The organism is Leucobacter sp. Psy1 (genome assembly GCF_020096995.1).
GTDB lineage: Bacteria > Actinomycetota > Actinomycetes > Actinomycetales > Microbacteriaceae > Leucobacter.
In genome coordinates this window covers 68,785-95,176 of sequence record NZ_CP083692.1, presented here as the reverse complement: position 1 = coordinate 95,176, position 26,392 = coordinate 68,785, and the positions used below count along the sequence as shown (strand labels likewise).

At 68.0% G+C, this 26,392-nt stretch carries 27 protein-coding genes; 11 read left to right on the top strand and 16 right to left on the bottom strand.

The window, feature by feature from the left end; genetic code table 11:
- Positions 1 to 82: 82 nt before the first annotated feature.
- From K8P10_RS00470 to K8P10_RS00455, 4 genes are all read right to left on the bottom strand, one after another.
- The gene (locus tag K8P10_RS00470) at positions 83 to 1,453 is read right to left on the bottom strand and encodes a hypothetical protein (RefSeq protein WP_224779844.1); all 1,371 of its coding nucleotides are present in this window, start codon (positions 1,451 to 1,453) and stop codon (positions 83 to 85) included.
- Positions 1,450 to 2,673 carry a CPBP family intramembrane glutamic endopeptidase gene (locus tag K8P10_RS00465; RefSeq protein ID WP_224779843.1) on the bottom strand — a complete coding sequence of 408 codons (1,224 nt, stop codon included), beginning with the start codon at positions 2,671 to 2,673 and terminating at the stop codon, positions 1,450 to 1,452. The genes K8P10_RS00470 and K8P10_RS00465 overlap by 4 nt, the downstream gene beginning before the upstream one ends.
- 52 nt (positions 2,674 to 2,725) lie before the next feature.
- Positions 2,726 to 4,111: a glycine--tRNA ligase gene (locus K8P10_RS00460; RefSeq protein ID WP_224779842.1), complete on the bottom strand. Its 1,386-nt coding sequence runs from the start codon at positions 4,109 to 4,111 to the stop codon at positions 2,726 to 2,728.
- A 296-nt stretch (positions 4,112 to 4,407) separates the two neighbouring features.
- Positions 4,408 to 5,022 (bottom strand): TetR family transcriptional regulator, encoded by a 615-nt coding sequence (locus K8P10_RS00455; protein WP_224779841.1) that lies wholly within the window; start codon positions 5,020 to 5,022, stop codon positions 4,408 to 4,410.
- 78 nt (positions 5,023 to 5,100) lie between these two features.
- Between K8P10_RS00455 and K8P10_RS00450 the strand changes: the two genes are divergently transcribed.
- From K8P10_RS00450 to tagD, 5 genes are all read left to right on the top strand, one after another.
- Positions 5,101 to 5,712, top strand: a complete 612-nt coding sequence (locus K8P10_RS00450) for a biotin transporter BioY (protein WP_224779840.1) — start codon at positions 5,101 to 5,103, stop codon at positions 5,710 to 5,712.
- Positions 5,709 to 6,464, top strand: coding sequence for an energy-coupling factor ABC transporter ATP-binding protein (locus tag K8P10_RS00445; protein ID WP_224779839.1), 756 nt, complete (start codon positions 5,709 to 5,711; stop codon positions 6,462 to 6,464). The genes K8P10_RS00450 and K8P10_RS00445 overlap by 4 nt, the downstream gene beginning before the upstream one ends.
- Positions 6,461 to 7,072 carry an energy-coupling factor transporter transmembrane protein EcfT gene (locus K8P10_RS00440; protein WP_224779838.1) on the top strand — a complete coding sequence of 204 codons (612 nt, stop codon included), beginning with the start codon at positions 6,461 to 6,463 and terminating at the stop codon, positions 7,070 to 7,072. The genes K8P10_RS00445 and K8P10_RS00440 overlap by 4 nt, the downstream gene beginning before the upstream one ends.
- A gap of 10 nt (positions 7,073 to 7,082) precedes the next feature.
- Positions 7,083 to 7,553 carry an SseB family protein gene (locus K8P10_RS00435; RefSeq protein ID WP_224779837.1) on the top strand — a complete coding sequence of 157 codons (471 nt, stop codon included), beginning with the start codon at positions 7,083 to 7,085 and terminating at the stop codon, positions 7,551 to 7,553.
- Between the two features lie 64 nt (positions 7,554 to 7,617).
- Entirely contained in the window at positions 7,618 to 8,016 is a 399-nt protein-coding gene (tagD, locus tag K8P10_RS00430; RefSeq protein WP_224779836.1) for a glycerol-3-phosphate cytidylyltransferase, read from the top strand.
- Between the two features lie 22 nt (positions 8,017 to 8,038).
- On the opposite strand, the gene K8P10_RS00425 is transcribed toward tagD, so the two are convergent.
- Genes K8P10_RS00425 through K8P10_RS00415 form a run of 3 tightly spaced genes read right to left on the bottom strand, consistent with a single transcriptional unit; the run spans position 8,039 to position 10,713 of the window.
- Entirely contained in the window at positions 8,039 to 8,791 is a 753-nt protein-coding gene (locus tag K8P10_RS00425) for an amino acid ABC transporter ATP-binding protein (protein ID WP_224781316.1), read from the bottom strand.
- 17 nt (positions 8,792 to 8,808) lie between these two features.
- A complete protein-coding gene (locus tag K8P10_RS00420) occupies positions 8,809 to 9,813 on the bottom strand; it encodes an amino acid ABC transporter permease (RefSeq protein ID WP_224779835.1) in 1,005 nt (334 codons plus the stop codon).
- Positions 9,814 to 9,825: 12 nt separating this feature from the next.
- The gene (locus K8P10_RS00415; protein WP_224779834.1) at positions 9,826 to 10,713 is read right to left on the bottom strand and encodes an ABC transporter substrate-binding protein; all 888 of its coding nucleotides are present in this window, start codon (positions 10,711 to 10,713) and stop codon (positions 9,826 to 9,828) included.
- Positions 10,714 to 10,987: 274 nt separating this feature from the next.
- Between K8P10_RS00415 and K8P10_RS00410 the strand changes: the two genes are divergently transcribed.
- From K8P10_RS00410 to K8P10_RS00400, 3 genes are all read left to right on the top strand, one after another.
- Positions 10,988 to 12,364: a glycine betaine/L-proline ABC transporter ATP-binding protein gene (locus tag K8P10_RS00410; protein WP_370631910.1), complete on the top strand. Its 1,377-nt coding sequence runs from the start codon at positions 10,988 to 10,990 to the stop codon at positions 12,362 to 12,364.
- A gap of 11 nt (positions 12,365 to 12,375) precedes the next feature.
- Positions 12,376 to 13,344 carry an ABC transporter permease gene (locus K8P10_RS00405; RefSeq protein WP_370632020.1) on the top strand — a complete coding sequence of 323 codons (969 nt, stop codon included), beginning with the start codon at positions 12,376 to 12,378 and terminating at the stop codon, positions 13,342 to 13,344.
- A 67-nt stretch (positions 13,345 to 13,411) separates the two neighbouring features.
- On the top strand, positions 13,412 to 14,305 hold the full coding sequence (locus K8P10_RS00400) for a glycine betaine ABC transporter substrate-binding protein (protein ID WP_224779832.1): 894 nt from the start codon (positions 13,412 to 13,414) through the stop codon (positions 14,303 to 14,305).
- A 64-nt stretch (positions 14,306 to 14,369) separates the two neighbouring features.
- On the opposite strand, the gene K8P10_RS00395 is transcribed toward K8P10_RS00400, so the two are convergent.
- From K8P10_RS00395 to K8P10_RS00365, 7 genes are all read right to left on the bottom strand, one after another.
- Positions 14,370 to 15,608: a hypothetical protein gene (locus K8P10_RS00395; RefSeq protein WP_224779831.1), complete on the bottom strand. Its 1,239-nt coding sequence runs from the start codon at positions 15,606 to 15,608 to the stop codon at positions 14,370 to 14,372.
- The gene (locus K8P10_RS00390) at positions 15,598 to 16,374 is read right to left on the bottom strand and encodes a TIGR03943 family protein (RefSeq protein WP_224779830.1); all 777 of its coding nucleotides are present in this window, start codon (positions 16,372 to 16,374) and stop codon (positions 15,598 to 15,600) included. The genes K8P10_RS00395 and K8P10_RS00390 overlap by 11 nt, the downstream gene beginning before the upstream one ends.
- 7 nt (positions 16,375 to 16,381) lie before the next feature.
- Entirely contained in the window at positions 16,382 to 17,365 is a 984-nt protein-coding gene (locus K8P10_RS00385) for a permease (protein ID WP_224779829.1), read from the bottom strand.
- 27 nt (positions 17,366 to 17,392) lie between these two features.
- Positions 17,393 to 18,346 carry a DMT family transporter gene (locus K8P10_RS00380; RefSeq protein ID WP_224779828.1) on the bottom strand — a complete coding sequence of 318 codons (954 nt, stop codon included), beginning with the start codon at positions 18,344 to 18,346 and terminating at the stop codon, positions 17,393 to 17,395.
- 13 nt (positions 18,347 to 18,359) lie between these two features.
- The gene (locus tag K8P10_RS00375) at positions 18,360 to 18,848 is read right to left on the bottom strand and encodes an SRPBCC family protein (protein ID WP_224779827.1); all 489 of its coding nucleotides are present in this window, start codon (positions 18,846 to 18,848) and stop codon (positions 18,360 to 18,362) included.
- Positions 18,849 to 18,870: 22 nt separating this feature from the next.
- Positions 18,871 to 19,158, bottom strand: a complete 288-nt coding sequence (locus tag K8P10_RS00370; RefSeq protein ID WP_224779826.1) for an ATP-dependent DNA ligase — start codon at positions 19,156 to 19,158, stop codon at positions 18,871 to 18,873.
- Positions 19,159 to 19,423: 265 nt separating this feature from the next.
- Entirely contained in the window at positions 19,424 to 21,715 is a 2,292-nt protein-coding gene (locus K8P10_RS00365; protein ID WP_224779825.1) for a glycoside hydrolase family 3 C-terminal domain-containing protein, read from the bottom strand.
- A 96-nt stretch (positions 21,716 to 21,811) separates the two neighbouring features.
- Between K8P10_RS00365 and K8P10_RS00360 the strand changes: the two genes are divergently transcribed.
- Positions 21,812 to 23,140 (top strand): MFS transporter, encoded by a 1,329-nt coding sequence (locus K8P10_RS00360; protein ID WP_224779824.1) that lies wholly within the window; start codon positions 21,812 to 21,814, stop codon positions 23,138 to 23,140.
- 31 nt (positions 23,141 to 23,171) lie between these two features.
- A complete protein-coding gene (locus K8P10_RS00355) occupies positions 23,172 to 23,789 on the top strand; it encodes a TetR/AcrR family transcriptional regulator (protein ID WP_224779823.1) in 618 nt (205 codons plus the stop codon).
- 79 nt (positions 23,790 to 23,868) lie between these two features.
- On the opposite strand, the gene K8P10_RS00350 is transcribed toward K8P10_RS00355, so the two are convergent.
- Positions 23,869 to 24,030 carry a hypothetical protein gene (locus tag K8P10_RS00350; RefSeq protein ID WP_224779822.1) on the bottom strand — a complete coding sequence of 54 codons (162 nt, stop codon included), beginning with the start codon at positions 24,028 to 24,030 and terminating at the stop codon, positions 23,869 to 23,871.
- Positions 24,031 to 24,151: 121 nt separating this feature from the next.
- Between K8P10_RS00350 and K8P10_RS00345 the strand changes: the two genes are divergently transcribed.
- On the top strand, positions 24,152 to 25,363 hold the full coding sequence (locus tag K8P10_RS00345) for an MFS transporter (protein ID WP_224779821.1): 1,212 nt from the start codon (positions 24,152 to 24,154) through the stop codon (positions 25,361 to 25,363).
- 11 nt (positions 25,364 to 25,374) lie between these two features.
- Here the strand turns inward: K8P10_RS00345 and K8P10_RS00340 are convergent, their stop codons facing one another.
- Positions 25,375 to 26,247, bottom strand: a complete 873-nt coding sequence (locus K8P10_RS00340; protein WP_224779820.1) for an Fpg/Nei family DNA glycosylase — start codon at positions 26,245 to 26,247, stop codon at positions 25,375 to 25,377.
- Positions 26,248 to 26,392: the final 145 nt, after the last annotated feature.

The following is a 26,392-nucleotide window of genomic DNA, read 5'->3' as shown; positions in this document are numbered from 1 at the left end:
TGGTGTGTGCGTCTCAGCCAACCCTACAGCTGCTGATCGCTGAGTCATATTCCTTGACAGCAATACGGTATTCGTGCAGTGGCTACTCCGCGATCCCCGTGAGGTGCCGCCGCAGCGGCACCGATTCCTCGCGGGCCGCCCTGACCGCCTCGGCCAGGGAGTCGCCGTGCACCCGGCGCCCCACCACCAGCAGGGATCCCGCATGACGACTCTCGAATGCCGACACGGCATTCCGCAGCCGTGTTCGCTCGTCGAGCGTCGGCGTCTCGGCTGCTACGCGCAGCACATCCCACTCGGCACCGGGCGCTTCGCTCACGCCAGCCGCTTCGAGAAGCTCGGCGAGGATCGCTGAGGGGAGCGGGGGCTGCTCGCGTCCGGGCTCCTCCGACGGTCCGGCGAGTTCGGCGACCCAGTGCCCAGTTTCTCGCAGTTCGAGCCTGACCGACCAGACCTCGTTGCGGACGCTGCTCGGCGCACTCCCCTGCCCCGCGACGGTGACGCGTTGCAGGAGCGGGCCCGCGTGCTCGGGCACCGCCTCGGGCGGGGTCACACGCAGTCGGGCGCGGACGCGCGTTCGCGCTGCCGCGGTGATCTCGTCGAGTTCCTCCGCCGTCTCGGCGTCGGTGTCGGGCCACGCGGCGTCCACGCGCCGTCCGGCGTCGAGCACCAGCGCCCGCGTCTCGAACGATCCACCGGCGACGTCGTGCACTCGCCACCCCGCCTCGGTCCGCTCGATCGACGCGACTCCCGCGTCGACGAACTCGACCGCGAAGGCGCGCAGCTTGCGCCTGAGGGCAGCATCAAGCGCCGACCACCCGCCTCCGGGCACGACGGCTGTTTCACGTGCAACGGTCCGCTCCGATTCCGCGAGGACACCACCCGTCAGCGCGCCCGCCCGGCTCATCGCCTCGTTGAGTCCTGGCGCCGCGACTGCGGCATCGACGTCCGCTGCACCGACACCGAACCGTTCGACCGCGAACGGCTCCACCAGACGCTCCCGCACCCGCGGCCCGAGTCGCTTGTCGACGAGCGTCCCCAACCGGCGCGTCTTGCCGATCGTCAGGAGCGGCTTGAGCCGGTCCAGGTAGGCGCGGAACGCGGCGCCCCCGCCGAGAATCGCCAGCGCCTCGTGCGACAGCGGCACGGCAGGCACCCCCGAGACGGCCGGAAGAGGCTGTCGGGTCCAGCCGCCGCGCACGTCTGGCAGCCAGACCGGTGCAGGCGGCACCCGGAGCGGAGACGCCTGCTCGTCGGGATCCTCGCCCCCACCGAGCGGAGCGGCCACGTGATCCAGAAAGTCCTGCAGCACACCATCGCCGTCGGCAGCCGCGAGGTCCCGAGCCTGATCCGCATCGCCGGTGTCGACGACGCGCACTCGCAGGCCGAGTTCGGCGAGATCGAGCGCCGCCGCGAGCGCGGAGAGGCTGCTGCCGGTCACGGTGGCGTCGATCACGATGAGGACCCGCCCGCCTGATCCTGGTGCTGGCTCGGGCCGGCAGACGGCGCCGGATGCTCTCCCACAATCGGCTCAGGGTCCGTCGCCGGCACCTGCACCAAGTCGATCCGCGTGCGTCCGTAACCACCCGAGCGGAACACAATCACCGTGAGCACGAGGAACAGCCCCAGTCCGGCCGCCTGCACCAGGATCGAGACCCAGGATCCGCCGGTCTCGGCCTCCTGCGCCGTCGACCCGCTGAGGCCGGTGGCCATGATCCCGAACGCGATCAGGTTGTTCACCACGTGGATGCTGATCGCGGCCTCGAGGCCTCCCGTCCGCCACGTGAGCCACGCCGCGATCAGCCCCATCACGCCGACCGAGAGCATGCCCCAGACGTCGTAGATGTGCGCGAGCGCGAAGGCCACCGTCGGCAGCAGGATCGCGAGCCACGGGCTCCGCAGCCAAGAACCGATCACCTGCATGAAGAAGCCGCGGAACACCAGCTCCTCCGCTGCGGCTTGGAACGGCACGAGCAGCACCACGATGAGCAGCGACCACAGCGCTGCAGTCAGGTCGATGTCCGGCATCTCGGCCGCCACCTCCTGAGGGGAATCGACGAACAGCACCTGCACCGCGATGCTGAGTCCATTCGTCACGAGCAGGCAGGCGACCGCGAGACCCGCCGTCTTCCAAACGAGCCCCCAGCGGACCCGGAGCGCGACCGACCACGCGCGGCCGAACGGGCGGATGCCGACGCTCAGCAGCGCCAGCCACACGCTCGGAATCATGAGAATGATCGAGCCGAGCGTGAACACCAGCGACAGCGGCTCCTGGGTGTCGAGCACGGTCAACCGCTCAAAGCTCTCCATGAACGCGCCCATGTCGCCGACCGGCACGCCCGTCGCGAGCACCAGGACCGGCCCCATGACGATGCCGAACACCAGGGACAGCGTGAAGTAGTACAGCGCGGCGAGCACGAGGGCAACCAGCGGCTTCCACCACCGATACCCCGTCACGCCGCGGAACAGCCGATGGTACTCGAGCTCCTCGGTCTCCACGGTCTGCCAGCGCCTCCGCTGCACCCAGGGCCACGGCTGCGCCTGAGCTGCTGCGGGGTGTGCCGATGCTGCTGCCGGCGGTGCCGGCGTCGCCGGTTGTTCGGCGCCGCCCGGCGCACCCTGGGCCGCCTCCGGCCACTGCGACCGGCCGGGCTCCGGCGGTTGCGGGATCGTCATCTCGGACCCTTCCTGTCTGTTCCGTCCGACCCGGGCCTGACCGGGAACCCGACTATGCGCCGCGCAGGCGCTCGGCGAGGTACGCGTGGAGCTCGCTGCGCGGTACGCGGTGCTGCTCCATCGTGTCGCGCTCGCGCACCGTCACGGCGTCGTCGTCAAGCGAATCGAAGTCGACCGTGACGCAGAACGGGGTGCCGATCTCATCCTGACGACGGTACCGGCGGCCGATGGCGCCCGCATCGTCGAAATCGATGTTCCAGTCGTCGCGCAGATCCTGGGCGATCTCCTTCGCCAGCGGCGAGAGCTTCTCGTTGCGGCTGAGCGGCAGCACCGCGGCCTTCACGGGAGCGAGGCGCGGATCGAGCGCCAGCAGCGTCCGGGTGTCGGTGCCGCCCTTGGCGTTCGGAACCTCCTCCTCGCGGTACGCATCGACGAGGAACGCCATCAGCGATCGGGTGAGTCCCGCCGCCGGCTCGATGACGTACGGCGTCCACCGCTCGTTTTTCGCCTGATCGAAGTAGGAGAGGTCTTTGCCCGATGCCTTCGCGTGCGTCGACAGGTCGAAGTCGGTGCGATTGGCGACACCCTCCAACTCGCCCCAGTCGCCGCCGGTGAAGCCGAACTTGTACTCGATGTCCGCCGTGCGCTTCGAGTAGTGGGACAGCTTCTCCTGCGGGTGCTCGTAGAAGCGCAGGTTCTCGGGATTGATGCCGAGGTCGGTGTACCAGCGCATGCGCTCGTCCATCCAGTACTGCTGCCACTCGTCATCGGTTCCCGGCTCGACGAAGAACTCCATCTCCATCTGCTCGAACTCGCGCGTGCGGAAGATGAAGTTGCCCGGCGTGATCTCGTTCCGGAAGCTCTTGCCGATCTGCGCGATGCCGAACGGCGGCTTGATGCGTGCGGCCTGCAGCACGTTCGCGAAGTTCACGAAGATGCCCTGCGCCGTCTCGGGGCGAAGGTAGTGCAGACCCGCCTCATCGTCCACGGGGCCGAGGTAGGTCTTCAGCAGGCCGGAGAAGGCGCGCGGCTCGGTCCACTCACCGCGGGTGCCGCAGTTCTTGCACACGATCTCGGCGAGGCCGTCCTTCGGCGCACGGCCCTTCTTCTCCTCGAACGCCTCGATGAGGTGATCCTCGCGCTCGCGCTTGTGGCAGTTCTTGCACTCCACGAGCGGATCGCTGAAGACCTCGACGTGACCGGAGGCCTCCCAGACCTGCTTGGGCAGGATCACGCTCGAGTCGATGCCGACGATGTCGTCCCGCTTCTGGACCATCGCGCGCCACCACTGCTTCTTGATGTTCTCCTTGAGCGCGGTGCCCAGCGGACCGTAGTCCCACGCCGAACGCGAACCGCCGTAGATCTCACCCGCCTGGAAGACGAACCCGCGGTGGCGGGCGAGTGAGATGACTTTGTCGAGGCGAGACTGCTCGGCCATGTGTGTGAAACTCCAAGGGGCGTGTGGGGATCTCGGACCGCCGCGTGCTCGACGCGGCATACCCGCCCAGTCTACTCAGCGGCCTCACGGTGGCCTGAGTGCCCGGCCCCGGCCCCACCCCGGCCCCACCCCGGCCCGGCCCCGGCCTCACCCCGCCCTCACCCCGGCCTCACCCCCGCCGAGATTGCGGAATGTGCGCTTTCGAGGCCCCTCAAAGCGCACATTCCGCAATCTCGGTGAAGGGGCGGGTGGGGGCGGGTGGGGTGGGGTGGGAGGATGAGGGAGCGCAGCCGCGACTAGCGCAGACCTCGGATGATGATCGCGAGCCCCTCGTCGAAAGACGCATCGAGCGTTGCGGCGCTCTCCCCCACCGCGCCGGCGCCACCAGACGCGCCAGCAGCGCCAGGCGACTCGGACGCCTCGGACTCCCCCACCAGCGCTCCGAACAGCTGTGCCTGCAGGCGGGTCTGCGTCGACTGGGCGTGACCGAAGGTGTAGAGCAGGAGGGTGCGCGCACCCGATGGCCCGACGAGGTCGGCCAGCTCCGCTTCGACGCGCGAAGCTCCCAGCCGGAACGCCGCCGCGGTCGCCACCACGTCGGCTCCGTCTCGCACGCGCAGCATGGCGGAGCGCAGCGCGCGGCAGAGGTCACCCGCCGCCGCGACCTGCGCACCCGCGGACACCCCGTCGACGTTGCGCCCGACACCCCGCCCGCTCGTCCGCCCCACATCGGCAACGATCTCGTCGGCCATGAGCGCCAGGAGCGTCTGCTTGTTCGGCACGTGATGGTAGAGCGCTCCGGGCTGCACCCCCAGCTCCGCTGCGACGCGACGCATCGAGCAGCCTTCGAGTCCGTGCTCGCCAAGCACGAGCAGCGCGGCGGCGACGACGTCGGACCGAGAATTGCGCATGACCCCACCCTATCGCTAACCTGAACAGCGTTCAGTTGAACACCGTTCAGGAAGCACGTCGTGAACCTCGGAGGCCCCATGTCCCAGCAGACGGACACCACAACACCCCGCCGTCGGCGCACCGGCACTGCGACCGACCTCGCACTCATTGCGACGTTCGCGGCACTGATCGCCGTGTGCGCGATCCTCCCAGCCATCACCGTGGGGGGCGCCGTGCCGATCACACTCCAGACGTTCGGCACGATTCTCGCGGGGGCGGTGCTCGGCGCCAGACGCGGATTCCTCGCGGTCCTGCTCTACCTCGCGGTCGGCGCGGTCGGCCTCCCCGTCTTCGCAGGGGGATCCGCCGGCGTCGCCCCCTTCGTCGGCCCCTCCGCCGGATTCCTCGTCGCCATGCCGCTCGCCGCCGCGCTCTGCGGCTTCATCGTCGAGCGGCTTCCTCGCAAGCGCGTCGGGGTCAGCATCGCCCTCATCGCGCTCGCCGGCCTGGCCAGCAACATCGTGCTCACGCATCCGCTCGGCATTCTGGGCATGTCCTGGCTCGGCGACCTCACACTGCAGCAGGCCTTCTTCGCCGACATGGCGTTCTGGCCGGGCGACGTCGTCAAGAACGTGCTCGTCGGCGTCGTCGCGGCGTCCGTGCATCGCGCGTTCCCCGCGCTCCTGCCACCGCGTACACTGCCAGCGTGATCGAGCTCCGCGCCGCGACCGTCGAGGCGACGACCCCCGATGGTCGCATGACGATCCTCCACCCGACGACGCTCACGCTCACCGAGCGGCGCGTCTCGGTGATCGGCGCGAACGGGTCGGGCAAGTCGACGTTGGCCCGGATCCTGAACGGACTCGTCGAGCCCTCGAGCGGATCGGTGCGGATCCGGCGGGAGCGCGAGCCCGCACCCTCCGGGCACGACAACACAGACGGAGATACCAGCAGTCGACTCGCGGAAGCCTGGCTCGACACCGTCTCGGACGGTGCCGCGGTCCGCCGTCTCGTCGGCTTCACCTTCTCCGATCCGGGGGCGCAGCTCGTCATGCCCACGGCGATCGAGGATGTGGCGCTCTCCCTCCGCAGGCGGCACCGACGACGGGCCGAGCGCGACGCTGCCGCGCGTGCGACCCTTGAGCGCTTCGGGATCGCCGAGCTCGCCGAGCGATCCGTGCACACCCTGTCCGGTGGCCAGCGCCAGTTGCTCGCGATCGCGAGTGTGCTCGCCGCCGATCCCGCGATCCTGATCGCCGACGAACCCACGACCCTGCTCGATCTGCGGAACGGCCGCATGATCGGAGACCTGCTCATGCGCCTGCCGCAGCAGGTCGTCGTCGTGACGCACGACCTCGACCTGGCGGTGCGGGCCGACCGCACTCTCGTGATCGACGAGGGTGCGGTGGTGTTCGACGGGGATCCCGCGACCGCTGTCGACCGCTATCGGAGCATGGCGTGACCGCCTCGCCGCTCGGCTCCTACGTGCCGGGCACATCCGCTCTGCACCGGATCCCTCCCGGCCCGAAACTGCTCGGCCTGTTCGTCTTCGCGGGCGTCGCCATCGCCTTCCGCACCGTGCCGAGCACTCTCGTCGCGCTCGCGATCGCCGTCGCCCTGGTGCTCTCGGTCGGCCTCGGCTCGAGCGCCTTCGGCAGAACGCTGCGCCGCTTCGCGCTCATCGGCGTGCCCCTGTTCGCGTTTCAGGCGTGGCAGCAGGGGTGGGATCGCGGTTTCGCGGTCGTCGGCACTCTGTTCGCGCTGATCCTCGCGGCGAGCGCACTGACCGCCAGCACCCGGGTCGAAGACCTCATCGACACCATCACTCGGGTGCTCGGCCCGTTCCGCAGGTTCGGAGCGCGGCCCGAACGAGTGGCGCTGGCATTCTCGCTCGTGCTTCGGATGATCCCGACACTGCTCTCCCTGGCTCAGGAGACCCGAGCGGCGGCGCAGGCTCGCGGGCTCGAACGCAACCCGCGCGCGCTCATGGTGCCGCTCGTGCTGCGGACCGTGGCACACGCGCAGCAGACGGGCGAGGCCCTGCACGCCCGCGGCATCGGGGATGACTAGGCTGGTCCCCATGGCTGAGGCGAGCATCCCCGAGGACGTGTCCGCTGACTACGAGAACCCCGTCGCCCGAGCGGCGCTCGACGCGTTCCGCACCGCCCCCGACTACCCGCACCTGGCGGCACTGCTGACGGCGCTCCGGGAGGGGTACCTCGTCGTCGACGTCACCGGCACCCGGAAGGGCGGGGGCGGCAAGAAGGGTGCACGGGTCCGCACGATCCGTTCGACGCAGGGGCAGCTGGTGCTCCCGATCTTCACCTCGATGGCTGAACTCCGGGCAGCCGTCACCGATAAGCAGCGCGCCGAGCTCAAAGGTGCGGTGATGCCGGCGCTCGAGGCGCTCAGGCTCATCTCGACCGACCGGTTCGTCGCGGCTGAGATCGATCACGCCTCCGCGAAGCTCGTGCTGCTGCGGAAGTACGTCGAACTCGCGGCCGGAGGGGACCCCATCACGGCGGAGACGCTGGAGCAGATGAAGCGGTAGCCCGAGCGACGGGCAGGCGCACCGCTGTTCGGGGCCTGCGCCGATCATGCATAAGATGGACCGCATGAAACGCATCCTCACCTACGGCACGTTCGATCTGCTGCACTGGGGCCACATCCGCCTGCTGCAGCGTGCCCGGGCGCTCGGAGACTACCTCGTCGTCGCGGTCTCCACCGAGGAGTTCAACGCGGGCAAGGGCAAGCAGACGTATCACGACTTCGAGACCCGCAAGATGATGCTCGAGGCAGTCCGCTACGTCGACCTGGTGATTCCCGAGAACGACTGGGATCAGAAGATCGGCGACGTCGAGCGCTATGCCATCGACACTGTGGTGATGGGCGGCGACTGGGAGGGCGACCCCCGCTTCGAGGTGCTCCGCGGGCACTGCGAGATCGTGTACCTCGATCGCACGGAGGGCGTCTCCACGTCGAAGATCAAGGAGGATCTCGGCGAGGGCGCCTGAGTCAGGCACCCTCGCCGATCCGCTACAGCACCTTCGAGAGGAACGCTTTCGTACGTTCCCGCTGCGGGTTGAGCAGCACCTCACGCGGGTCGCCCGATTCGATGACGACTCCGCCGTCCATGAAGACGAGGCTGTCGGCGACTTCTCTGGCGAACCCCATCTCGTGAGTGACGACGACCATCGTCATGCCAGACTCGGCGAGTCCCTGCATGACGTCGAGCACTTCGCCGACGAGCTCGGGGTCCAGCGCTGAGGTGGGCTCATCGAAGAGCATCAGCTTGGGTTCCATCGCGAGCGCGCGGGCGATGGCGACGCGCTGCTGCTGTCCGCCGGAGAGGTGCGCAGGGTAGTAGTCCCCCCGGTCGGCGAGGCCGACGCGGTCGAGCAGCTCTTCGGCCCGCTGCTTGAGCTGTGCGCGGTTCCCCTTCCGCAGCAGCGTCGGGGCGGCCATCACGTTCTCGAGCGCCGTCATGTGCGGGAACAGGTTGAAGCGCTGGAACACCATACCGATGTCCCGTCGCTGCTTCGCGGCCTCTCGCGGGTTCATCTCGTAGATCTTGTCGCCGCGCTGCCGGTAGCCGACGAGGCTCCCGTCCACCCAGAGGCGGCCGGCATTGATCGTTTCGAGGTGGTTGATGCAGCGGAGGAAGGTGGACTTGCCCGACCCCGATGGGCCGACCATGCACAGCACCTCGCCCCGGTTGACCTCCAGCGAGATGGATTTCAGCACCTCGTTCGAGCCGAAGCTCTTCGAGATCGCCTCGGCCTTCACCATGGGTACGGTGTCGTTCGTCACGACCGGCTCCTCTCGCCGTCGGGCCACGGGGCATCGGGGTCATCGTTGCGATCCGCAGGTGCGACCGCCTCGGTCTCCTTCGCGCGCTGGATCGCGACGGCCTCCGTCGGTGTCAGCGGCTTCACGGTGTCCGGGCGTGCGCCGACGCCCTTCGCGAAGTAGCGCTCGAGGTAGTACTGGCCGATCATCAGCAGTGAGGTGACGAGCAGGTACCAGATCGAGGCGACGATGAGCATCGGCACGGGCTTGTAGGTCACTGCCGCGATGTCCCTGGTGCGGGTGTAGAGCTCGAGGGTGAACGGCACTGCAATCACCAGCGAGGTGGTCTTCAGCATCGAGATGACCTCGTTGCCCGTGGGCGGAATGATGACGCGCATCGCCTGCGGGAGGATGATACGGCTCATGGTGTGCCACCAGCCGAGGCCGAGAGCGACTGCGGCCTCCTCCTGCCCCTTGTCGACGGCGAGCAGGCCGGCGCGCACGATCTCGGCCATGTAGGCCGACTCGTTCAGCGCGAGACCAATGACCGCGAGCGTGAAGTAGCTCAGCATCGCCTGCGTGTCGAACTGGAACCACGGCTCCTGGAACGGGATGCCGATGTCGATCGTCTTGTAGACAACGCCGACGAGGCCCCAGAAGGTGAGCTGCACGTAGACCGGCGTTCCGCGGAACACCCAGAGGAACGCCCACGCCACCGACCGCAGCACCGGGTTCGGCGACAACCGCATCACGGCGAGGATCACTCCCAGCACGATGGCGATGATCATCGAGTAGACCGTCAGCTGCAGGGTGTAGCCGATGGCCGAGAGCACGCGGACGTCGAAGAGGTACTTGCCCACTTCGTCCCACGCGTAGACGGGGCGGTTGAACGCCGCGTCGTACAGGAACAGCGCGACCATCGCCAGAACGACGACCGCGAACACGTTGCGCCACGGGTGCCGGAGCCTGATCGCCTTGATCGGCTCCGGCACCTCGTGGCCGGGAGTTCGGGAGTCAGACATCGAGGTGATGGCCTATTCGGTGCCCGCGTTGATCGTCGCCTCGTCGATGGCACCGGTCTCTGCACCGGCGTTCTCGAGGATCTCCAGGTACGTGCCGTCGTCCATCAGCGACTGGACGGCGGCCTGCACCGCCTCGGACAGCTCACTGTCCTTTTTGATGGCGAACCCGTAGGGGGCCGCATCGAAGAGCTCGCCCTGGATCTCGATCTCGCCGTCGAGCTTGTTGACGGCATCGATGGTGACGGGCGAGTCGGCGGAGAAGGCGTCGGCCTGACCGAGCACGACGGCGTTCGTCGCCTCGGGCTGACCGTCGAACGGCAGGATCTCGATCGCCGATTCCCCGTCCTCCACGCACTTCTCGCTCCGCTGGGGCAACTCGTGCGTGTGCTGGACGGTGCCCGACTGCACCGCGACCTTCAGGCCGCAGGCGTTCTCGGGGTCGACGGTCTCCCCGGTGGGCGCCGCCCACAGAGTGCCCGCGTTGTAGTAGTTGACGAAGTCGACGGTCTTCTGCCGCTCGACCGTGTCGGTGAAGGATGACGCGCCGACGTCGACGCCGTCCTCCTCGATCTGGGGCAGGATGCTGTCGAAGCTCAGGATGCTCCACTCCGGCTCCAGACCGAGCTTCGCGGCGACCGCCTCGGCCAGCTCGACACCCCAGCCGACGGGATCGCCGTTCTGGTCCTTGAACTCGTTCGGCGGGTAGTCGGCGTCCGTGGCGAGGCGGAGCGTGCCCGACTCGCTGATCGCGTCGGGCAGCAGCGCGACCGCCGCGTCGTCCGCGGTGATCTCCGCACCGCCCGTGGTCTCCTCGGTGCCTGCGCCATCATCATTCGTGCACCCGGTCAGCACGAGGGCAGCAGCCGCAGCGAGTACGGGAACCGCATATCGAATCCTCATTGATCGTCCTCTCAGAGTCAGTGAAACATGGGCAACAGTACCGGTCTTCGCGAGCTTGTGACAATGCATGCGATAACAATGGTGTATCGGCACTTACCCCCGATCGGACAGGGAAAGTACGATACTTCGCACGGGAATACCTCCCGGCTCGCGTTGAGGGGGGCTCGGCAACTTGTTAGCGTCAATCAGCGGTGAAGATCCGGGCGTCACGTGCGCCTGCCCCGCGATAGACCCGCCACCGAGCACCGCGCTCGGCGGCTAGGAGGCAAAAATAGTGAATAGTTCCCCAGCCAGCACTCGATCGACGGCGGGCACTGAACGTGAAGTCGCTTTCGAGGTCTCCCAGGTCTTCAAGGTCTTCGGGCGCCGCCCGAAAGAGGCCGTGAAGCGCCTGCGGACGGGTTCGACGCGAGACGACGTGCAGCCCCTCGGCACCGCCGCGGTGATCGATGCCTCGTTCGACGTGAAGAAGGGCGAGATCTTCGTCGTCATGGGCCTCTCCGGCTCGGGCAAGTCGACCCTGATCCGCATGCTCAACGGGTTGAACCCCACGACCGACGGGTCCATCAAGGTCTTCGGCACCGAGGTCGTCGGCTCGGGCCCCACCGAGCTGCGCGGCCTCCGTCGTGACCACATGTCGATGGTCTTCCAGCACTTCGCGCTGCTCCCCCACCGCACGGTCCTCGAGAACGTGGCTTACGGCCTCGAACTCCAGGGTGTCGCGGCCGGCAAGCGCACCGAGCGCGCCAAGCACTGGCTCGAGCGCGTCGGCCTCAAGGGGTGGGAAGATCACTATCCGGAGGAGCTTTCCGGCGGCATGCAGCAGCGCGTCGGCATCGCCCGCGCATTCGCCGCTGACACCGAGATCCTGCTCATGGACGAGGCGTTCTCCGCACTCGATCCGCTGATCCGGCGCGAGATGCAGGAGCAGCTCATCGAGCTGCAGCAGGAACTCGGCAAGACGATCGTGTTCATCACCCACGACCTCAACGAGGCGATGTTCCTCGGCGACCGGATCGCGGTCATGCGCGACGGACGCATCGTGCAGGTAGGCACCCCCAACGACATCCTCACCGACCCCGCGAACGACTACGTCGCGCAGTTCGTGCAAGACGTCGACCGCGCTCGCGTGCTCACCGCAGGTGACGTCATGGAGGCGCCACGCGCCGTCGTCTTCGCCTCGGCGGGTCCGCGCGCCGCGCTGAAGACCATGCGCGACCTGCAGACCGCGGCCCTCTTCGTGACCGACGCCAAGCGGAAGCTGCTGGGCGTGGTCCGAGACAAGGACATGATGCGCCTGGTGCGCGAGGGGGGCACCGACCTCCACGAAGCGCTGCGCCCCACGCCGGCAACGGTCACGGCGGAACAGTTGATCGCCGAGCTGTTCGAGTTCGCCGTCGAGAGCTCGCTCCCGATCGCGGTGACCGACGAGCAGGGCCGCCTCATCGGCGTCGTGCCGCGCGTCACCCTGCTCGCCTCGCTGGCGCAGGTTCCGCCGACCACCACCGCGATCCCGATCATCGAGCCGACGCCGACGGTGCCGGCCGCGACGATCACGGCAACGCTCGATGATGGGGCTGTCGACGTCGCGCATCAGGAACCGGTGACCCTGCCGGAAGCCTCGGACTCGATTGAAGGGGGCCGCGCCTGATGGACGACTTCATGGACAACTTCCGCCTGCCGCTCGGTGACGCCGTCAGCGATGGCGTCGACTGGCTCACTTCCACACTGAGCGCCTTCTTCCGCGTGCTCCGCGACATCATGGGCACCCTCTACGACGGTCTCGACTTCGTCACGTCGACCCCGCCGTTCTGGGCCATGATCATCGTGCTCGCGATCATCGCGTACTTCGCCAAGGGGTGGAAGCTCGCGGTCGGCACCGTCATCGGCCTCTGCGTGATCGTCTCGGTCGATCAGTGGGACAACGCGATGGACACGCTCGCGCTGGTGATCATCGCATCGCTCATCGCCCTGGTCATCGCAATCCCGCTCGGCATCCTCGCCGCGCGCAACGACACGGCGTCGAAGATCATCCGGCCCTTCCTCGACTTCCTGCAGACGATGCCCGCGTTCGTCTACCTCATCCCCGCCCTGATGCTCTTCAGCGTCGGCGTGGTCCCCGGTATCGTCGCGACCATCGTCTTCGCCCTCGCTCCGGGCGTCCGGCTCACCGAGCTCGGCATCCGCGGCGTCGACAAGGAGGTCGTCGAGGCCGGGTACGCATTCGGGTCCACCCCGGGCAAGATCCTGCGCCAGATCCAGCTCCCGCTCGCCATGCCGTCGATCATGGCAGGTGTGAACCAGGTCATCATGCTCTCCCTCTCGATGGTCGTCATCGCCGGCATGGTCGGCGCCGGCGGCCTCGGCGGAGATGTCGTCGCGTCGCTGAACCGCATCGATGTCGGGCTCGGGGCCGAAGCCGGCCTCTCGGTGGTGATCCTCGCGATGATCCTCGACCGCATCACCGGCGCGTTCGGCACATCGAAGCGGAACCGCAAGAAGAAGAGCAGCGGTCGCGCGGCCAAGCCCGCCGACGAGGCTCCCCAGGGAGCCGATACGTCGGCCGCCGATGCACAGGAGGAGGCGGACCGGAAGGCCGCTTCACCCCAGCGCGCCCCTATCCCCGGATGATTCGGCGGTCCCTTCGAGGGGCCCCTCACCCGCACCAGCCCACGTACGACAGAAAGAAGGACACACGATGAAGAAGAAGTTCCTCACCAGCGCCCTCGCGCTCGGTGCCGCAGGCGCCCTTGCGCTCACCGGCTGCGCCAGCGACGGCGGCAGCGGCGACGAAGGCGGCGACGAGAAGGGCACCGTCACCTTCGGTCTCTTCAACTGGGACGAAGCGATCGCCGTCACGAACCTCTGGAAGGTCATTCTCGAGGATGAGGGTTACGACGTCGAGATCGAGACCGCCGACCCCGCACCGGTCTTCCAGGGCCTCGCCGACGGCGCCTACGACGCCGTGCTCGATGTCTGGCTCCCGCTGACCCACGAGGAGTACGTCGAGCGGTACGGCGATGACATCGTCGAGCTGGGCGCCTGGAACGACGAGGCGAAGCTCACCGTCGCGGTGAACTCCGACGCGCCGATCGACTCGCTCACCGAGCTGGCCGACAACGCCGATGAGTTCGGCAACCGTCTCGTCGGCATCGAGGCGGGTGCAGGTCTGACCGCCGCCACCGAGAACGAGGTCATCCCGACCTACGGTCTCGAGGACATGGACTTCATCGTCTCCTCGACGCCGGCCATGCTGACGGAGCTGAAGAGCGCCATGGACTCCGGTGACAACATCGCCGTGACCCTGTGGCGTCCGCACTGGGCCTACGATGCCTACGACATCAAGGATCTCGAGGATCCCGAGGGCACCCTCGGCGACGCCGAGAGCATCTACTCGTACGGCAGCTCGACGCTGGCCGAGGATCACCCCGAGGTCTCGGAGTGGCTCACCAACTTCAAGATGGACTCGGATCACCTCTACTCGCTCGAGAACCTCATGTTCAACGAGAACGAGGGATCGGACGACTACGAGCCGATCGTTCGCGAGTGGATCGAGCAGAACCAGGAGTACGTGGACGGCCTCACCAGCTGATCCGCTGCACTGTCAGGGGGCCGGGTCGCATGGCGATCCGGCCCCCTGCTGCGTCTGGTCCCGGCTACTCGCGGCACCAGTCGGGCTGCAACCCGTTCGCACTGCGAACGACGGCGCCATCGGCGACCCGCACGTAGGAGACGGATGCCCCGGTGAAGCCGGGAACCGGGTACCCGTCCGGCTCGCCGTCACCCGAGAAGACCTCGACGGCGACGTACTCCCCGTTGGGAGCGGTGCACACCGCACCCACTCGGCTCGTCTCGGCTGCGGGTCGGAAGAGCTCTCGCTCCCCCGCCTCATCCCGCACGATCACCGCGTCTTCCGTCGCCTCGATGTCGAGCGTCTCACCGGCCGCGGCCTCGACCGCCGCGTCCCAGTCCTCCTCGGTCGCCGGCGTCGCTGCGGTTCCCATCGCCGGGTCGTACTCGACCAGTTCACCGTCGAGCGTCCTGGCGACCACGGCCGTCGTTCCCGGCACGAATCGCCAGTCCGCGATCTCGAGCGGGCGATTCTGCTCGTCGACCACGGTGGCGAGGAGCGTGCCGGGATTGTTCATGTCGTAGAGCAGTAGTGAATCCGTGTACGACAGCACCTTGAAGGTCTCGGACCGGTCGAGATCATCGACGATGAAGCCGACGAGGCGCGTGCGCGGCTCGACCCGCAGGTCGCGGACGGTGGCGATCCCCGAGTCGATCATCGGAATCGGCTCACCGCCGTCGCGGGGTATCGTCTCCACGGCGGGGCGATCCTCGTCGTCGAGCGTGACGAGCACCGTCTGGTCGTCGAGCAGCGCATACTCCTGGATCCGGTCCGCGACGGCGAGTCCCCGGTGCGATTCACCATCGCGGAGTCGCTGGGAGAAGACCTGGTCAGAGCCCCCTCCTCGGACGAGTGTCGCAACTTCGGGGTCGAGCGTCGTGAATGCAGTGCGCAGTTCGCCCTGTCTCCCGGTGTGCAGTCCCTCAACCGTCGCCGTCAGCGCGTACTCCGTCGCGTAGTCGAGGGGTTCGGCGAAGGTGACGGTGACCGTGTTCCCGTCGACCGCCGTTTCGACCGGCACCTCCGGAGCGACCGTCACCTGTGGCGACGCGTCACCATCGGAGCTCAGCGGCTGATTCGCCTGGATCGTTACCGTCTGCCCTGCGCGCTCCGTCACCGCCGCCGTATTGACGTCGATCCCCTCCAGTCGCGGGCCCTGCGTCTGCGTGGCGAATCCGAGTCCCGCGGCGATGACCGCGAGACCGCCGATCACTGCCCAGACGAGCCGCGAGTGGCGGCGCCGGGGTGTCGACTCAGTGGACATAGGGATCCTCCGGCATGTCGACCGCGGTCGCCTCGGCGGGTACGAGCACCATCGGGTGCGCTCCGTCGGGGTCCGGATTCGTCGCGAACACCCCGGTCACCCGCACCCAGTCGTCGGCGACGAAGTCGTCCTGCCACCCGGGAGCGTAGACGGGCACCCCCACCGGCTGGGCGTCGATGGTGCAGCAGGTCACCGAGAATCGGGCGACGTAGAAGACGTCGTCCGGTGCGCCGTCGGCCGGCATCACGAAGCCGGTGAGGTCAGCCGTGCGCCCGAGCGCCGCTTCCCCGCCCTGCTGCCGGAGGAGCAGGGACCACTGCTTGACGTCGAGCTGCGACAGGTCGTCGACGTCGTCGATCGCGACCGGTGCTTCTCCACCGGGGCTGATCGACGCGTTCATCTCGCGCTGACCAGCGGTCGCGGCGCTGAGCGTCGCGGGCGGGATGATGAGCAGTGCCGTGGCGAGCGCCGCCACGAGAGCGCCCGCTGAGACGACCGCGATCGTCCGCGGACGGTCGGCACGCTCGGGGTGGGGCGGGTCGGTGGGGGCCGCGGGTATCTCGGCACGCGCTCGACGGTGGCGCACCGCGCCGGCGGCGAGGATCCCGACCGCCAGCATCCCGACGAGCGCGCCGAGCACCGACATCGTGACGGTGAAGACGGTGTACCTGGGATGGATGTACCAGTCGAGCCGCCCGCTCAGGGCGAGGGAGAGGGTGGCGGCGATCCCGATGGCGCTGATCGCCAGTCCTCGCCAGTGCGTCATGATGCGGTCACGCGACAAGGTTGACCCCCCATCCGATCGCGATACTGCAGAGCCCGATGATCGCGAGAAGCTGCAGCAGGGTCCGCGTCGTGAACGTGGTCCGCAGCAGTGCGAGCATCTTGATATCCATCATCGCCCCGAAGACGAGGAACGCCACGATGCCGCCGGGCATGAACGTCGACCCGAACGACATGATGAAGAACGCGTCGACGTTCGAGCAGATGGAGATGATGAACGCCAGGGCGACGAGCGCGAGCACTGAGAGCAGCGGGTGGCTGCCGAGCAGGAGGAGTGTTTCACGTGGCACACCGACCTGGATCGCACCCGCAACGCCCGATCCGACGGCGAGCGCCGGGAGCATGGCACTCGACTCCTCCGCGAAGCTCAGCGCGCTCCGGCGCAAGCGTGTCCGCGTGCGGCGGGAGAGGCCCGCGAGGGAGCCGGCGTTCGCACGCGCCTCGCCATCCTCGCCGAGGTGGGCGTCGTGATCGTGCTCGTGGTCATGGTCCCCACCCGCCGCGGCGTGGCGGCAGCTCGCCTCGAACTGGGGCGTCAGAATCTCGTGCTGCCTGGGGTGCCGGCTGAACACCCACCCCACGAGGTTCGCGATCACGAAGCCGCCGAGGATGCGGGCGACGAGAATGCCGTGATCCCAGCCGAAGGCCTGGTAGGTCGTGATGATGGTGACGGGATTCAGGATCGGCGCGGCGAGCAGGAAGGTCAGCGCCTCGGCGGGCGTGAATCCTCGGAGGATCAATCCCCGGGCGAGCGGGACGTTGCCGCACTCGCACACCGGCAGCAGCACCCCGAGCAGGGAGAGCGCCGCCCTCCGAAGCGCTGGCCGCCGCGGCAAAACCCGCTCGATGAGCGTGGGCGGCAGCCACACCTGCACCACGATCGACAGCAGGATGCCCAGGAAGACGAACGGCAGCGATTCGATGAACACGCTGACGGAGAGCGTGACGAAGTCACTGAGCCGATCGGGGAGCACCTGACCAGTGTAACGAGAACCGTTATCTCAACTGGAGCGACGCTCCAGCGCGTGCCTGCGTTCCAGGCGCACGTCGCCCCACTTGATGAAGGCGATACCCCCGAGGATCCCCACTCCTCCGAGCAGCTGCACCGGCGTCAGCACCTCCGCGAGGATGATCCACGCGGCGATCGCCGAGAACGGCACCTCGACGAGGTTCACGAACGATCCGACGGTCGCCCCGATGTACCGGAGGCCGACGATGCCGCAGAAGTACGCGCCCACCGTGAACATGACGATGAGGATCATCGGGACCACCCACGAGACCCGCGCCCCGGCGAAGTCGACTTCGGCGGCCACGAAGCGCAGGGGCATGATCCCGACCGCATTGACCACGACCGCCGCGAGTGCGCCGACGCACATGCCGAGCCCGGTGAACGCGATCGGCGGCACTCGGATCGTCGTGTTCGCCGACACCAGGAAGTAGCTCGCGAGGCACACCGCCGCGGCGAGCGCCATCGCGACACCGAACGCGTCGAGCGACACGTTGCGCAGGTCGAGCACGAGGACGACTCCGATCAGCGAGACGACGACGCCGGCGAACGTGAACGCTCCCGGTCTCTTGCGCGTGCGCGCCCACAGCCAGAACACGATGAGGATCGGCGCCGTCATCTCGAGCAGCAGTGCGACAGCCACCGTGAGGTGCTCCACCGCGAGGAAGAAGAACGCCTGCACGCCGGCCATCGAGACGACGCCGTAGGTGACCACCGTTCCCCAGTGCCGGCGCACCTCGCCCCAGTAGCCGCGCAACGCGAAGAGCGTGGGCACGAGCAGCAGCACTGCGGAACCGGCAAGCCTGACCAGCACGACCGCGCCAGGTGTCCAGCCGATCTCGTACATCGTCTTGGCGACGGGGCCAGCGACGGCGAAGAAGAATGCCGACAGCAGCGTGAAGACGAAACCGAGGACGACGATGCGACGCAACGCGCCCCCCCTCTTCACACCCCGCCCTATCCTAGGCGGTGCGCGGTGGCGGGTGCGCGGGACCTCCGATCAACTGCGGCTGCACGGCCTCTGCTTCCTCCTCCGCGTAGTGCACGAAGGCCCGCAGATCCGCGTTTACAGCAGCGTCGTCCACGAGCGTGATCCCCGGATCCGCCCCATCGGGCAGGTCGAGGACCCGGTGGTCCCACGCCATCTGGAGTCGCACTCGCGTCGTGCGATCATCGACCGCCGCGAAATCGACGCTTCCGGTGTGGAAGGCAGCGCCGAGGCTTCGCCACGCCAGGCGCCGCCGGGGCACGTGCTCGGCGATGACGGTATCGAAGTCGCGTCGATACTCCCCGAAGCGAACCCGCCAGTGCAGCACGGTATCGCTCAGTTGCGCCACCTCCTCGAGCGGCGCGAGGAAGCGCGGATATGTTTCGACGCGGACCCACAGCCGGTACACGTCGTACAGCGGCATCTCGATGTCAATGTGTCCGGATCCGGTATGTTTCGTCATCAGCGGCTCTCCGCCCCGGCGCCTACGCTGCCGGTTCCTTCACGATGCGCAGCCCGGATGATCCGTTCGCCTGTTTCGTCAGCGCTTGGAGCCAGGTGCGATTGAGCTGCGGCGACGGCTCGGCCGCGAGCTGGAAGGACAGCGTAATGGCGGGGTGCAGCCAGATGCTGCGACGGTGTCCCCGGTCCGTCCAGGTGAAGGCGAAGCTCTCCTGACGGCTGAGCTTCGCGAGAATGACGGGTTGCAGATGAGCGAGCGTGCGGTCGTCGAACTCGAAGACGTGCCTCGCCCCATAGTTGAGATATCCCAAGTGAGGTTTCCTAGATTGGCCCCGCCGCGCAGCCATGCGTGAACGCGCGACGAACTCGCGCTGCGATGACGCAGCGCCGTGGGCGATATGAGTACCGCGTTCAGAGCGAACGCGGTGAATAAGGAACGTCGTGATCACGAGCGCGATCACGACGGTGTTGCGAGGTTCTGACCCCATACTCGCAGATATCGAACAAAATAACGACTCCCCGGCGAGTCGGGCCCGATCACGCCCTGCGCTTGAACGCACCCGACTCGCCGCCGACTCACGCGTTGATCGCTCGAATGAGCTTCTCGGTCTCCCGCCTCGGCAGTGGGAACCCGTCGATACGCCCGACCGGTACTCCGCCGAGGAAGATGCGAGTGGCCTGATCGACGACGACGCCGTTCGCCTTCATCGCGACTTCGAGGCGAGCGGCGGTCTCCGGGTCCGCCATGAGCTCGTCGAACGTGGTTTCGAGGGTCACCGGGAGCGGTCGCTCATCTCCCTCAACCTCGACCGTGGCGGTCGCTCGAATGTCTCGGCTCGACGCGCCGACGTCGAGCGTGTACCGACCGGTCTCGACGACCCACCGATCCTCGCGGACGCTCCAGTACGCGAGATCGGACCGCCGGATTTGGATCACCACCTCTCGGGACTCCCCGGGTGCCAACTCGACGCCGCTGAACCCGCGCAGTTCACGGGTCGGCCGCCGCACGCCGGATTTCTCGAGTGCGGCATACACCTGCACGACCTCCCGACCCGAAACGGCTCCGGTGTTCGTCACCGTGACGGTCACGGCGATCCCTTCCTGGGAGGATGTCGCACGCGGATTCGTCATTTCGAAGGTGGTGTACGAAAGCCCGTGCCCGAAGGGGAAGCGTACGTCGAGCTGCCGAGTGTCGTACCAGCGGTACCCGACCAGCACGCCCTCGCCGTACCGCACGTGCCCCTCCTCTCCCGGGAACGTCCCGAACGCCGGGGTGTCTTCGAGGCGCAGGGGGATCGTCTCGGTCAGACGAGCCGAGGGATTGACGGAGCCGAAGAGCACATCCGCGGTGCCGGAGCCGCCCGCCTGCCCGAGCAGCGACGCATCGAGAATCGCGGGCACGCGATCCGCGAAGGGCAGCGAGACCGTTCCCCCGTGCGAGAGGACGACGACCACGTTCGGGTTCGCCGAGATCACATCGTCGAGCAATGCCAACTGCTCTGTCGGGAGATCGATGTGGGCGCGGTCGAAGCCCTCAGACTCCTCGTGCGCGGGCAGGCCCAGGAAGAGTACGACCGTCTCGGCGGCTTCCGCGATGGCTACGGCCTCGTCGCGCAGCTCGTCGGCGCGGGCAGCCTCGTCTCGTCCCGTATCCGCCTCGGCGTCCAGCGGGTCGATTTCGAACCCCTGCGCGTAGACGACCTCACCCTCCGCGTACCCCTGGATCGCGTTGAGTGCCGTGTCGATGCGCGTCGGAACGACGCGCGACGATCCGTCGCCCTGGTAGCGCGGATCGGCCGCGAATGCACCGATGACCGCCACTGAGGCGCTCGGCCGGAGCGGGAGGAGCTCGCCCTCGTTCCGCAGCAGGACGATCGATCTCGCCGCGACCTCCCTGGCGAGTTCGTGGTGCGCGTCGAGATCCACCGGGTGCGGTTCCACCCCGGCGGCGCGACGCGCGAGCTCGAGCACCCGGTCAGCGACGGCGTCGAGTTCCCGCTCCGCGAGCCGACCGTCCCGGACCGCGGCCACGAGCTCGGCATCGGTCCGCCCGCCGGAGGACGGCATCTCGAGGTCGAGACCTGCCTGCACCGCGGCGACGCGGTCGACGACTGCGCCCCAGTCCGACATGACGAGGCCGGTGAAGCCCCACTCCTCTCTGAGCACCTGGGTCAGCAACCAGGGATCCTGGGAGACTTGGACGCCGTTGAGGCGGTTGTATGAGCACATCACCGTCCACGGCTGCGCAACCTCCACGACGCGCTGGAACCCCCGCAGGTAGATCTCGCGCAGCGGCCGCGGATCGATGTCGCTGGAGGTGCGGTGACGGTCCGTCTCCTGGTTGTTCGCGGCGAAGTGCTTGAGCGATGCCCCGACCCCGCGGGACTGGATGCCGCGCACCACGCTCGCCCCGAGCTCACCCGATACCAGCGGATCCTCGGAGAGATACTCGAAGTTCCGCCCGCAAAGCGGGGTCCGCTTGACGTTGATCCCGGGTCCGAGCAGCACCGCGACCCCGGCTGCGGCGGCCTCGGCCCCGAGCGCCGCGCCGACGCGTTCGGCCAACTCGGGGTCGAACGTCGCACCGAGCGCGACCGCGGGCGGGAAGCATGTCGCCGGCGCGCTCGCGCCAATACCCACCTCGCCGAATCCGTTCGCCGGCTTCCGCAGTCCGTGCGGACCGTCCGCCAGCACCAGAGCGGGGACTCCGACGCGCGCGACGGCCTGGGTGCGCCAGTGGTCCGCACCGCTGGTCAGGCTCGCCTTTTCTTCCAGGGTGAGCCGGTCGACTGGCACTCGCTGCCCCGCCGCTGCTTCGGCAGGCTCCGAAGACGCTGATCGTGCCGGCATCTGCGGGGTATTCTTCATGGGATCTCCTTCGTTCGCCTCGAAAACCTTGACAGTTTCGGCTTTCAGTATGACACTTCTATCAGGCAATATCTACATGGCACAGAGGAGTCGTCAATGAGTAGTGTGAGCGGGTCCGCAGCGGGACAGCCCTCGGGCATCACCGGAGCATCAGCGGTTGTGGGATCTACTCCGGACGCGTCCGAGCCAGGAGCCCCGGCGCCGAAGTCCTACAGCATCGCCCTGGTCACTGCGCAGGTCTTCCTCTACATCGCTCTCCTCGGACCGGCGATGGTCGGGATCGGCATGAAGATCCAGTCGTTGATCGACGCCGGGGCGATTGCCGACGGCGCCGCAGAGAGCTCGATCGCCGTGCTCCAGGGAGTGGGGGCGGCGTCAGCATTCATCGCGAACGTCGTCTTCGGTCGCCTCTCCGATCGCACGACCTCGCGCTGGGGTCGCCGGCGCCCGTGGGTCGTCGGGGGCACAGCACTCATGACCATCGCCTTCGGCATCATGGCCACGGCCCCCAACCTCGGCACCGCAACCGCGGGGTGGGCCCTCGCCCAACTCGGCGCGAACGCCACGCTCGCCGCCTTCATCGCGACCATCTCCGACCAGGTACCCCGATTCCAGCGCGGCAGCATCACCGCGCTCCTCGGCATCGCGCAGAACGTCGGGATTCTCGGCGGCGCCTACGTCGCGGACTTCTTCGCCGGCCACCTGCTCATCATGTTCGTCGGCCCCTCCGTCGTGGCGGTCATCGCCATGCTGGTCTTCGCCCTCATCCTGCAGGATCGCGTGCTACCCGAGCGGCCGCCCCGGCTCTCCTTCCGCGGTTGGATCAGCACCTTCTGGGTGAGCCCGCTCGCACACCCCGACTACGCGCTCGCCTGGTGGTCCCGCTTCAGCATCATGACAGCGGCATTCATGTTCAGCACGTTCCGGTTCTTCTTCATCCAGCGCGAGCTCGGGGTGCCACCCGAACAGACCCCTCGGGTACTCTCGACCGCGGTACTGATCTATACCTGCGCGCTCGTTATCTCAGGGTGGCTGGCCGGCAGACTGTCGGACCGCCTCGGGCGCCGCAAGGTCTTCGTATGGAGCGCGACCGTCGCGTTCGCGATCGGCACCGCGATGCTCGGTACCGTCACCGACGTCCAGGGTTTCTATCTGGTCGAAGCATGGCTCGGTTTCGCCTACGGTGTCTACATTGGCGTGGACCTGGCCCTCGTGGTCGACGTGCTGCCGAACCCGGATGACGCCGGGAAGGACCTCGGAGTGTTCAACATGGCCAATGCTCTGCCGCAGAGCCTTGCCCCCGTGATCGCCGGCGCGTTGATCTACGTGGGCTCCTACCCCAACTACACCCTCATGCTCGGCATCGCCGGTGGGATCGCGCTGCTCGGGGCCCTCGTGATCTTTCCGATCCGCAGCGTCCGATAAGATTCGCTGCGGATCTCGTAGGCTGGAGTCCATGAGTCAACGGGGGCCATACGCGAAGGGCATCGCGAAACGGCAGGAAATCATCGATGTCACGCTCGATATCGTGGCGCAGCGAGGATGGCGGCAGACCTCCAATGCGGAGATCGCGTCCCGCGTCGGCTTGAGCCAAGCCGGGTTGGTCCATTACTACGGCTCACGCGAGGAACTCGCGATCGCAGTGCTCCGCTCGAAAGACCAGCACGATCGAGAGCAGTTCTTCGACCCCAACCCAACGTTCGAGGGCTTCATCGCCGTCATCACGCACAATACGACGGTGCCCGGACTCATCCAGCTCTACGTCGAATGCTCCTCCGAAGCCACGATCGAGGGGCACCCGGCGCACGAGTTCTTCCAGGAGCGAGTCGAGCGGATCCGGGCCCTCTTCACCAAGGTCATCGTGAACGGGCAGCGCAACGGTGAGGTCGGGTCGCACATTGACATCGCCGCGACGGCGAACTTGCTTATGGCGGCCGCCGACGGCCTGCAACTGCAGTGGCTGCTCGACCGCTCCGTCGACATGACCGCACAGCTCCGGCTGATGTGGGAGAGAATCCGTGCGCACTCCTGGACGCATGCGCACCGGACCGGAGGCGCGGCCGCGGGGAGCTGACACCTGAATTGCGAGGCCCTCCGGATACACTTCGGGGGCCGCACGGTGTCCCGTGCGGCCCCCGAAGGATCGTTCAGACTTAGCGGCGACTGCCCGTAATGGCCCGGAAGAGCCACATGATGACGGCGATGATCGCGAGCACCAGGCCCACCCAGAGGAGGAACCGGACCGCTTCGACCAGACCGCCGACGAGCAGCAGCGCGATGGCGACAATGATGATGAGGATCAGGAAGATATTCATCCTCGCAGTGTATCTCTCAGCGGTTTTTGCGAGAATTTCCACGTGAGGGCCTGGCACTCTCGCCACTGACCAGTTATCATCCCCTCCCGAAAACCTGGCGACCCGTTGATAGTGTCGCAGTGTGGCCGCGGACCCTCACAAGAACTCACTGGGCTGGCTCTGGGTGCTCATGGGTGCCGCCCTGCTCAACCAGGCCACGATCTATCTCGTCCGCCCGACGACCACCTACAAGCTTTCAGGCCTGGGCGCCGGGGCAGAGGTCGTCGGCCTGGTCGCCGCTCTCTTCGCGCTCCTGCCGCTGGTGATCGCCATGCCGCTCGGAGCCGCGGTGCAACGCACGCGGCACGTGAAACTGCTCCTCATCGTCGGGAGCGGCCTCGTCAGTGGCGGCGGGGCCATAGTGAGCGCCGCCCCGTCAGTCGTCGTCGTCGGACTCGGCACTGCAGTGCTCGGGCTCGGTCACCTCGTCTTCACGATCACCGGTCAGGCGATGATCGCGCGCTTCACGTCCGACCGCGACCTCGATCGCGGGTTCGGGTGGTTCGAGGCTGGGTACGCCGTGGGGCAGATGGCCGGTCCGCTGCTGGGCGGGATCCTCATCGGTTCGTCAGGCAGCGGGGCCGGAGCCCCCGGCGACGTCGATACGGCGCTCTGGATCGGCACCGCGATCGCCGTGCCGGCCCTTTTACTCCTGCTCGGCCTGCGCACCCCGTCCGCGCCGAGCGCGCAGCCGCACTCCGTGGTCGACGCCCAGTCAAAGCAGCGCGCGAAGCCCTCCGTGCTCCGGCTCCTGCGAACACCCGGTATGCCCTCGACCCTGCTGGCGTCGTTCGCCGTCGTCGCCGTGCTCGACATCCTCGCGGCGTTCCTGCCCCTGCTCGGCGAAGCCGTCGGCGCATCGCCCGTGCTCATCGGCGCACTCCTCGCGGTGCGCGCCGCGGCGACCATCGTCTCCCGATTCCTGCTGCCCGCCCTGCGCCGCGCATACAGTCGCAACGCCCTCGTGCTGGCGAGCCTGTGGGGGTCGGCGGTCGCCCTCGTGCTCCCGCCGCTGACACTGCACCTCCCGGCCGCCGCGATCGCGGCGATGGCGGTCGCGGGGTTCTTCCTCGGCCTCGGCCAGCCCCTCACGATGTCACTCGTCGTGCAGGCCGTCCCACCGGCCTGGCGGTCATCGGCGCTGTCGCTCAGACTCGTGGCGAATCGCGTCGGCCAGGTCGGTGTCCCCCTCGCGGCCGGAGCTGCAGCAGCACCACTTGGACCGGCAGGGGCGATCTGGCTCTCCTGCGTGATCCTCGCCGCGGCAGGCACCGAACGACTCTTCCGCCGGTGAGACCACCGCCACTATTTCAGCAGTCGCGAGAGGACCCGATCGGCGAGCGGCTTGCCCTTCGTCTGGCACGTCGGGCAGTACTGCAGCGATGAATCGGAGTAGGTGACCTCTCTGACGGTGTCCCCGCAGACGGGGCACTGCTCACCGGTGCGGCCGTGCACGCGCATGCCGGATCGCTTCTCACCCTTCAGGCCGGCTGCCGGAACGCCGGCTGCGCGGGCAATGGCGTCGGCGAGCGTGGACTCGAGCGCCGCGTACAGCCGTTCCGCATCGTCGCCGGTCATCGCGGCTGGCGCGAACGGCGACATCCGGGCCACGTGCAGGATCTCGTCGGAGTAGGCGTTCCCGATACCCGCGATGAGCGATTGGTTTCGCAGCACCCCCTTGATCTGGGAGCGACCGGCATCGGCGAGGATCCGCGCGAACACGTCGAAGGTGAAGGACGGGTCGAGCGGGTCGGGCCCGAGCCTCGCGACGCCCGGCACCTCGCCTGGGTCATCGACGAGGTACAGTGCGAGGCTCTTCTTCGTCCCGGCCTCGGTGATGTCGAGACACGCGTCGCCCGTATCCGTATCCGCGAACACGAGACGAGCGGCGAGGGGCCCCTTCCCCGAGCGCGCCACGGTGTCGGGCACCTCGTCGCGCCACTTCATCCACCCCGCACGCGCCAGGTGGATGACCAGGTGGTGGGGACCGATCCGGAGATCGAGGAACTTCCCGTGCCGATCAACGGCGTCGACCGTCAGACCGTTCAGCGCAGTCGAAGCGATACCGGCGGTCTTCAGAGCGGCGAACGCCCGGGTGTCGAGCCGGTCGACCACGCGGCCGACGGCGCGCCGACGCAGATCCGCCACGAGCGCGGTTACTTCGGGCAATTCCGGCATCTCCCCAGTATGCGCCAGCACGGCGCGCGCCCGCCATGCCCTCCGGATGCCGGTCCGCCCCGGCGGCCGGGCGCCAGTCCGCACGGGCCCGCCGACCCCAGGCCGCTCCCCCGCTTGACTGTGTCACCGGATCGGCGCACTATGG

Coding starts and splice junctions, on each gene's coding strand:
- K8P10_RS00390 (WP_224779830.1), bottom strand. CDS start 16,374: ATGACGCACTGGCGAGGACTGGCGATCAGCGCCATCGGGATCGCCGCC.
- tagD (WP_224779836.1), top strand. CDS start 7,618: ATGAAACGCATCCTCACCTACGGCACGTTCGATCTGCTGCACTGGGGC.
- K8P10_RS00360 (WP_224779824.1), top strand. CDS start 21,812: ATGAGTAGTGTGAGCGGGTCCGCAGCGGGACAGCCCTCGGGCATCACC.
- K8P10_RS00340 (WP_224779820.1), bottom strand. CDS start 26,247: ATGCCGGAATTGCCCGAAGTAACCGCGCTCGTGGCGGATCTGCGTCGG.
- K8P10_RS00355 (WP_224779823.1), top strand. CDS start 23,172: ATGAGTCAACGGGGGCCATACGCGAAGGGCATCGCGAAACGGCAGGAA.
- K8P10_RS00365 (WP_224779825.1), bottom strand. CDS start 21,715: ATGAAGAATACCCCGCAGATGCCGGCACGATCAGCGTCTTCGGAGCCT.
- K8P10_RS00375 (WP_224779827.1), bottom strand. CDS start 18,848: ATGACGAAACATACCGGATCCGGACACATTGACATCGAGATGCCGCTG.
- K8P10_RS00425 (WP_224781316.1), bottom strand. CDS start 8,791: ATGGTGAAGGCCGAGGCGATCTCGAAGAGCTTCGGCTCGAACGAGGTG.
- K8P10_RS00420 (WP_224779835.1), bottom strand. CDS start 9,813: ATGTCTGACTCCCGAACTCCCGGCCACGAGGTGCCGGAGCCGATCAAG.
- K8P10_RS00465 (WP_224779843.1), bottom strand. CDS start 2,673: ATGACGATCCCGCAACCGCCGGAGCCCGGCCGGTCGCAGTGGCCGGAG.
- K8P10_RS00395 (WP_224779831.1), bottom strand. CDS start 15,608: ATGTCCACTGAGTCGACACCCCGGCGCCGCCACTCGCGGCTCGTCTGG.
- K8P10_RS00435 (WP_224779837.1), top strand. CDS start 7,083: ATGGCTGAGGCGAGCATCCCCGAGGACGTGTCCGCTGACTACGAGAAC.
- K8P10_RS00400 (WP_224779832.1), top strand. CDS start 13,412: ATGAAGAAGAAGTTCCTCACCAGCGCCCTCGCGCTCGGTGCCGCAGGC.
- K8P10_RS00405 (WP_370632020.1), top strand. CDS start 12,376: ATGGACAACTTCCGCCTGCCGCTCGGTGACGCCGTCAGCGATGGCGTC.
- K8P10_RS00350 (WP_224779822.1), bottom strand. CDS start 24,030: ATGAATATCTTCCTGATCCTCATCATCATTGTCGCCATCGCGCTGCTG.
- K8P10_RS00450 (WP_224779840.1), top strand. CDS start 5,101: ATGTCCCAGCAGACGGACACCACAACACCCCGCCGTCGGCGCACCGGC.
- K8P10_RS00415 (WP_224779834.1), bottom strand. CDS start 10,713: ATGAGGATTCGATATGCGGTTCCCGTACTCGCTGCGGCTGCTGCCCTC.
- K8P10_RS00460 (WP_224779842.1), bottom strand. CDS start 4,111: ATGGCCGAGCAGTCTCGCCTCGACAAAGTCATCTCACTCGCCCGCCAC.
- K8P10_RS00455 (WP_224779841.1), bottom strand. CDS start 5,022: ATGCGCAATTCTCGGTCCGACGTCGTCGCCGCCGCGCTGCTCGTGCTT.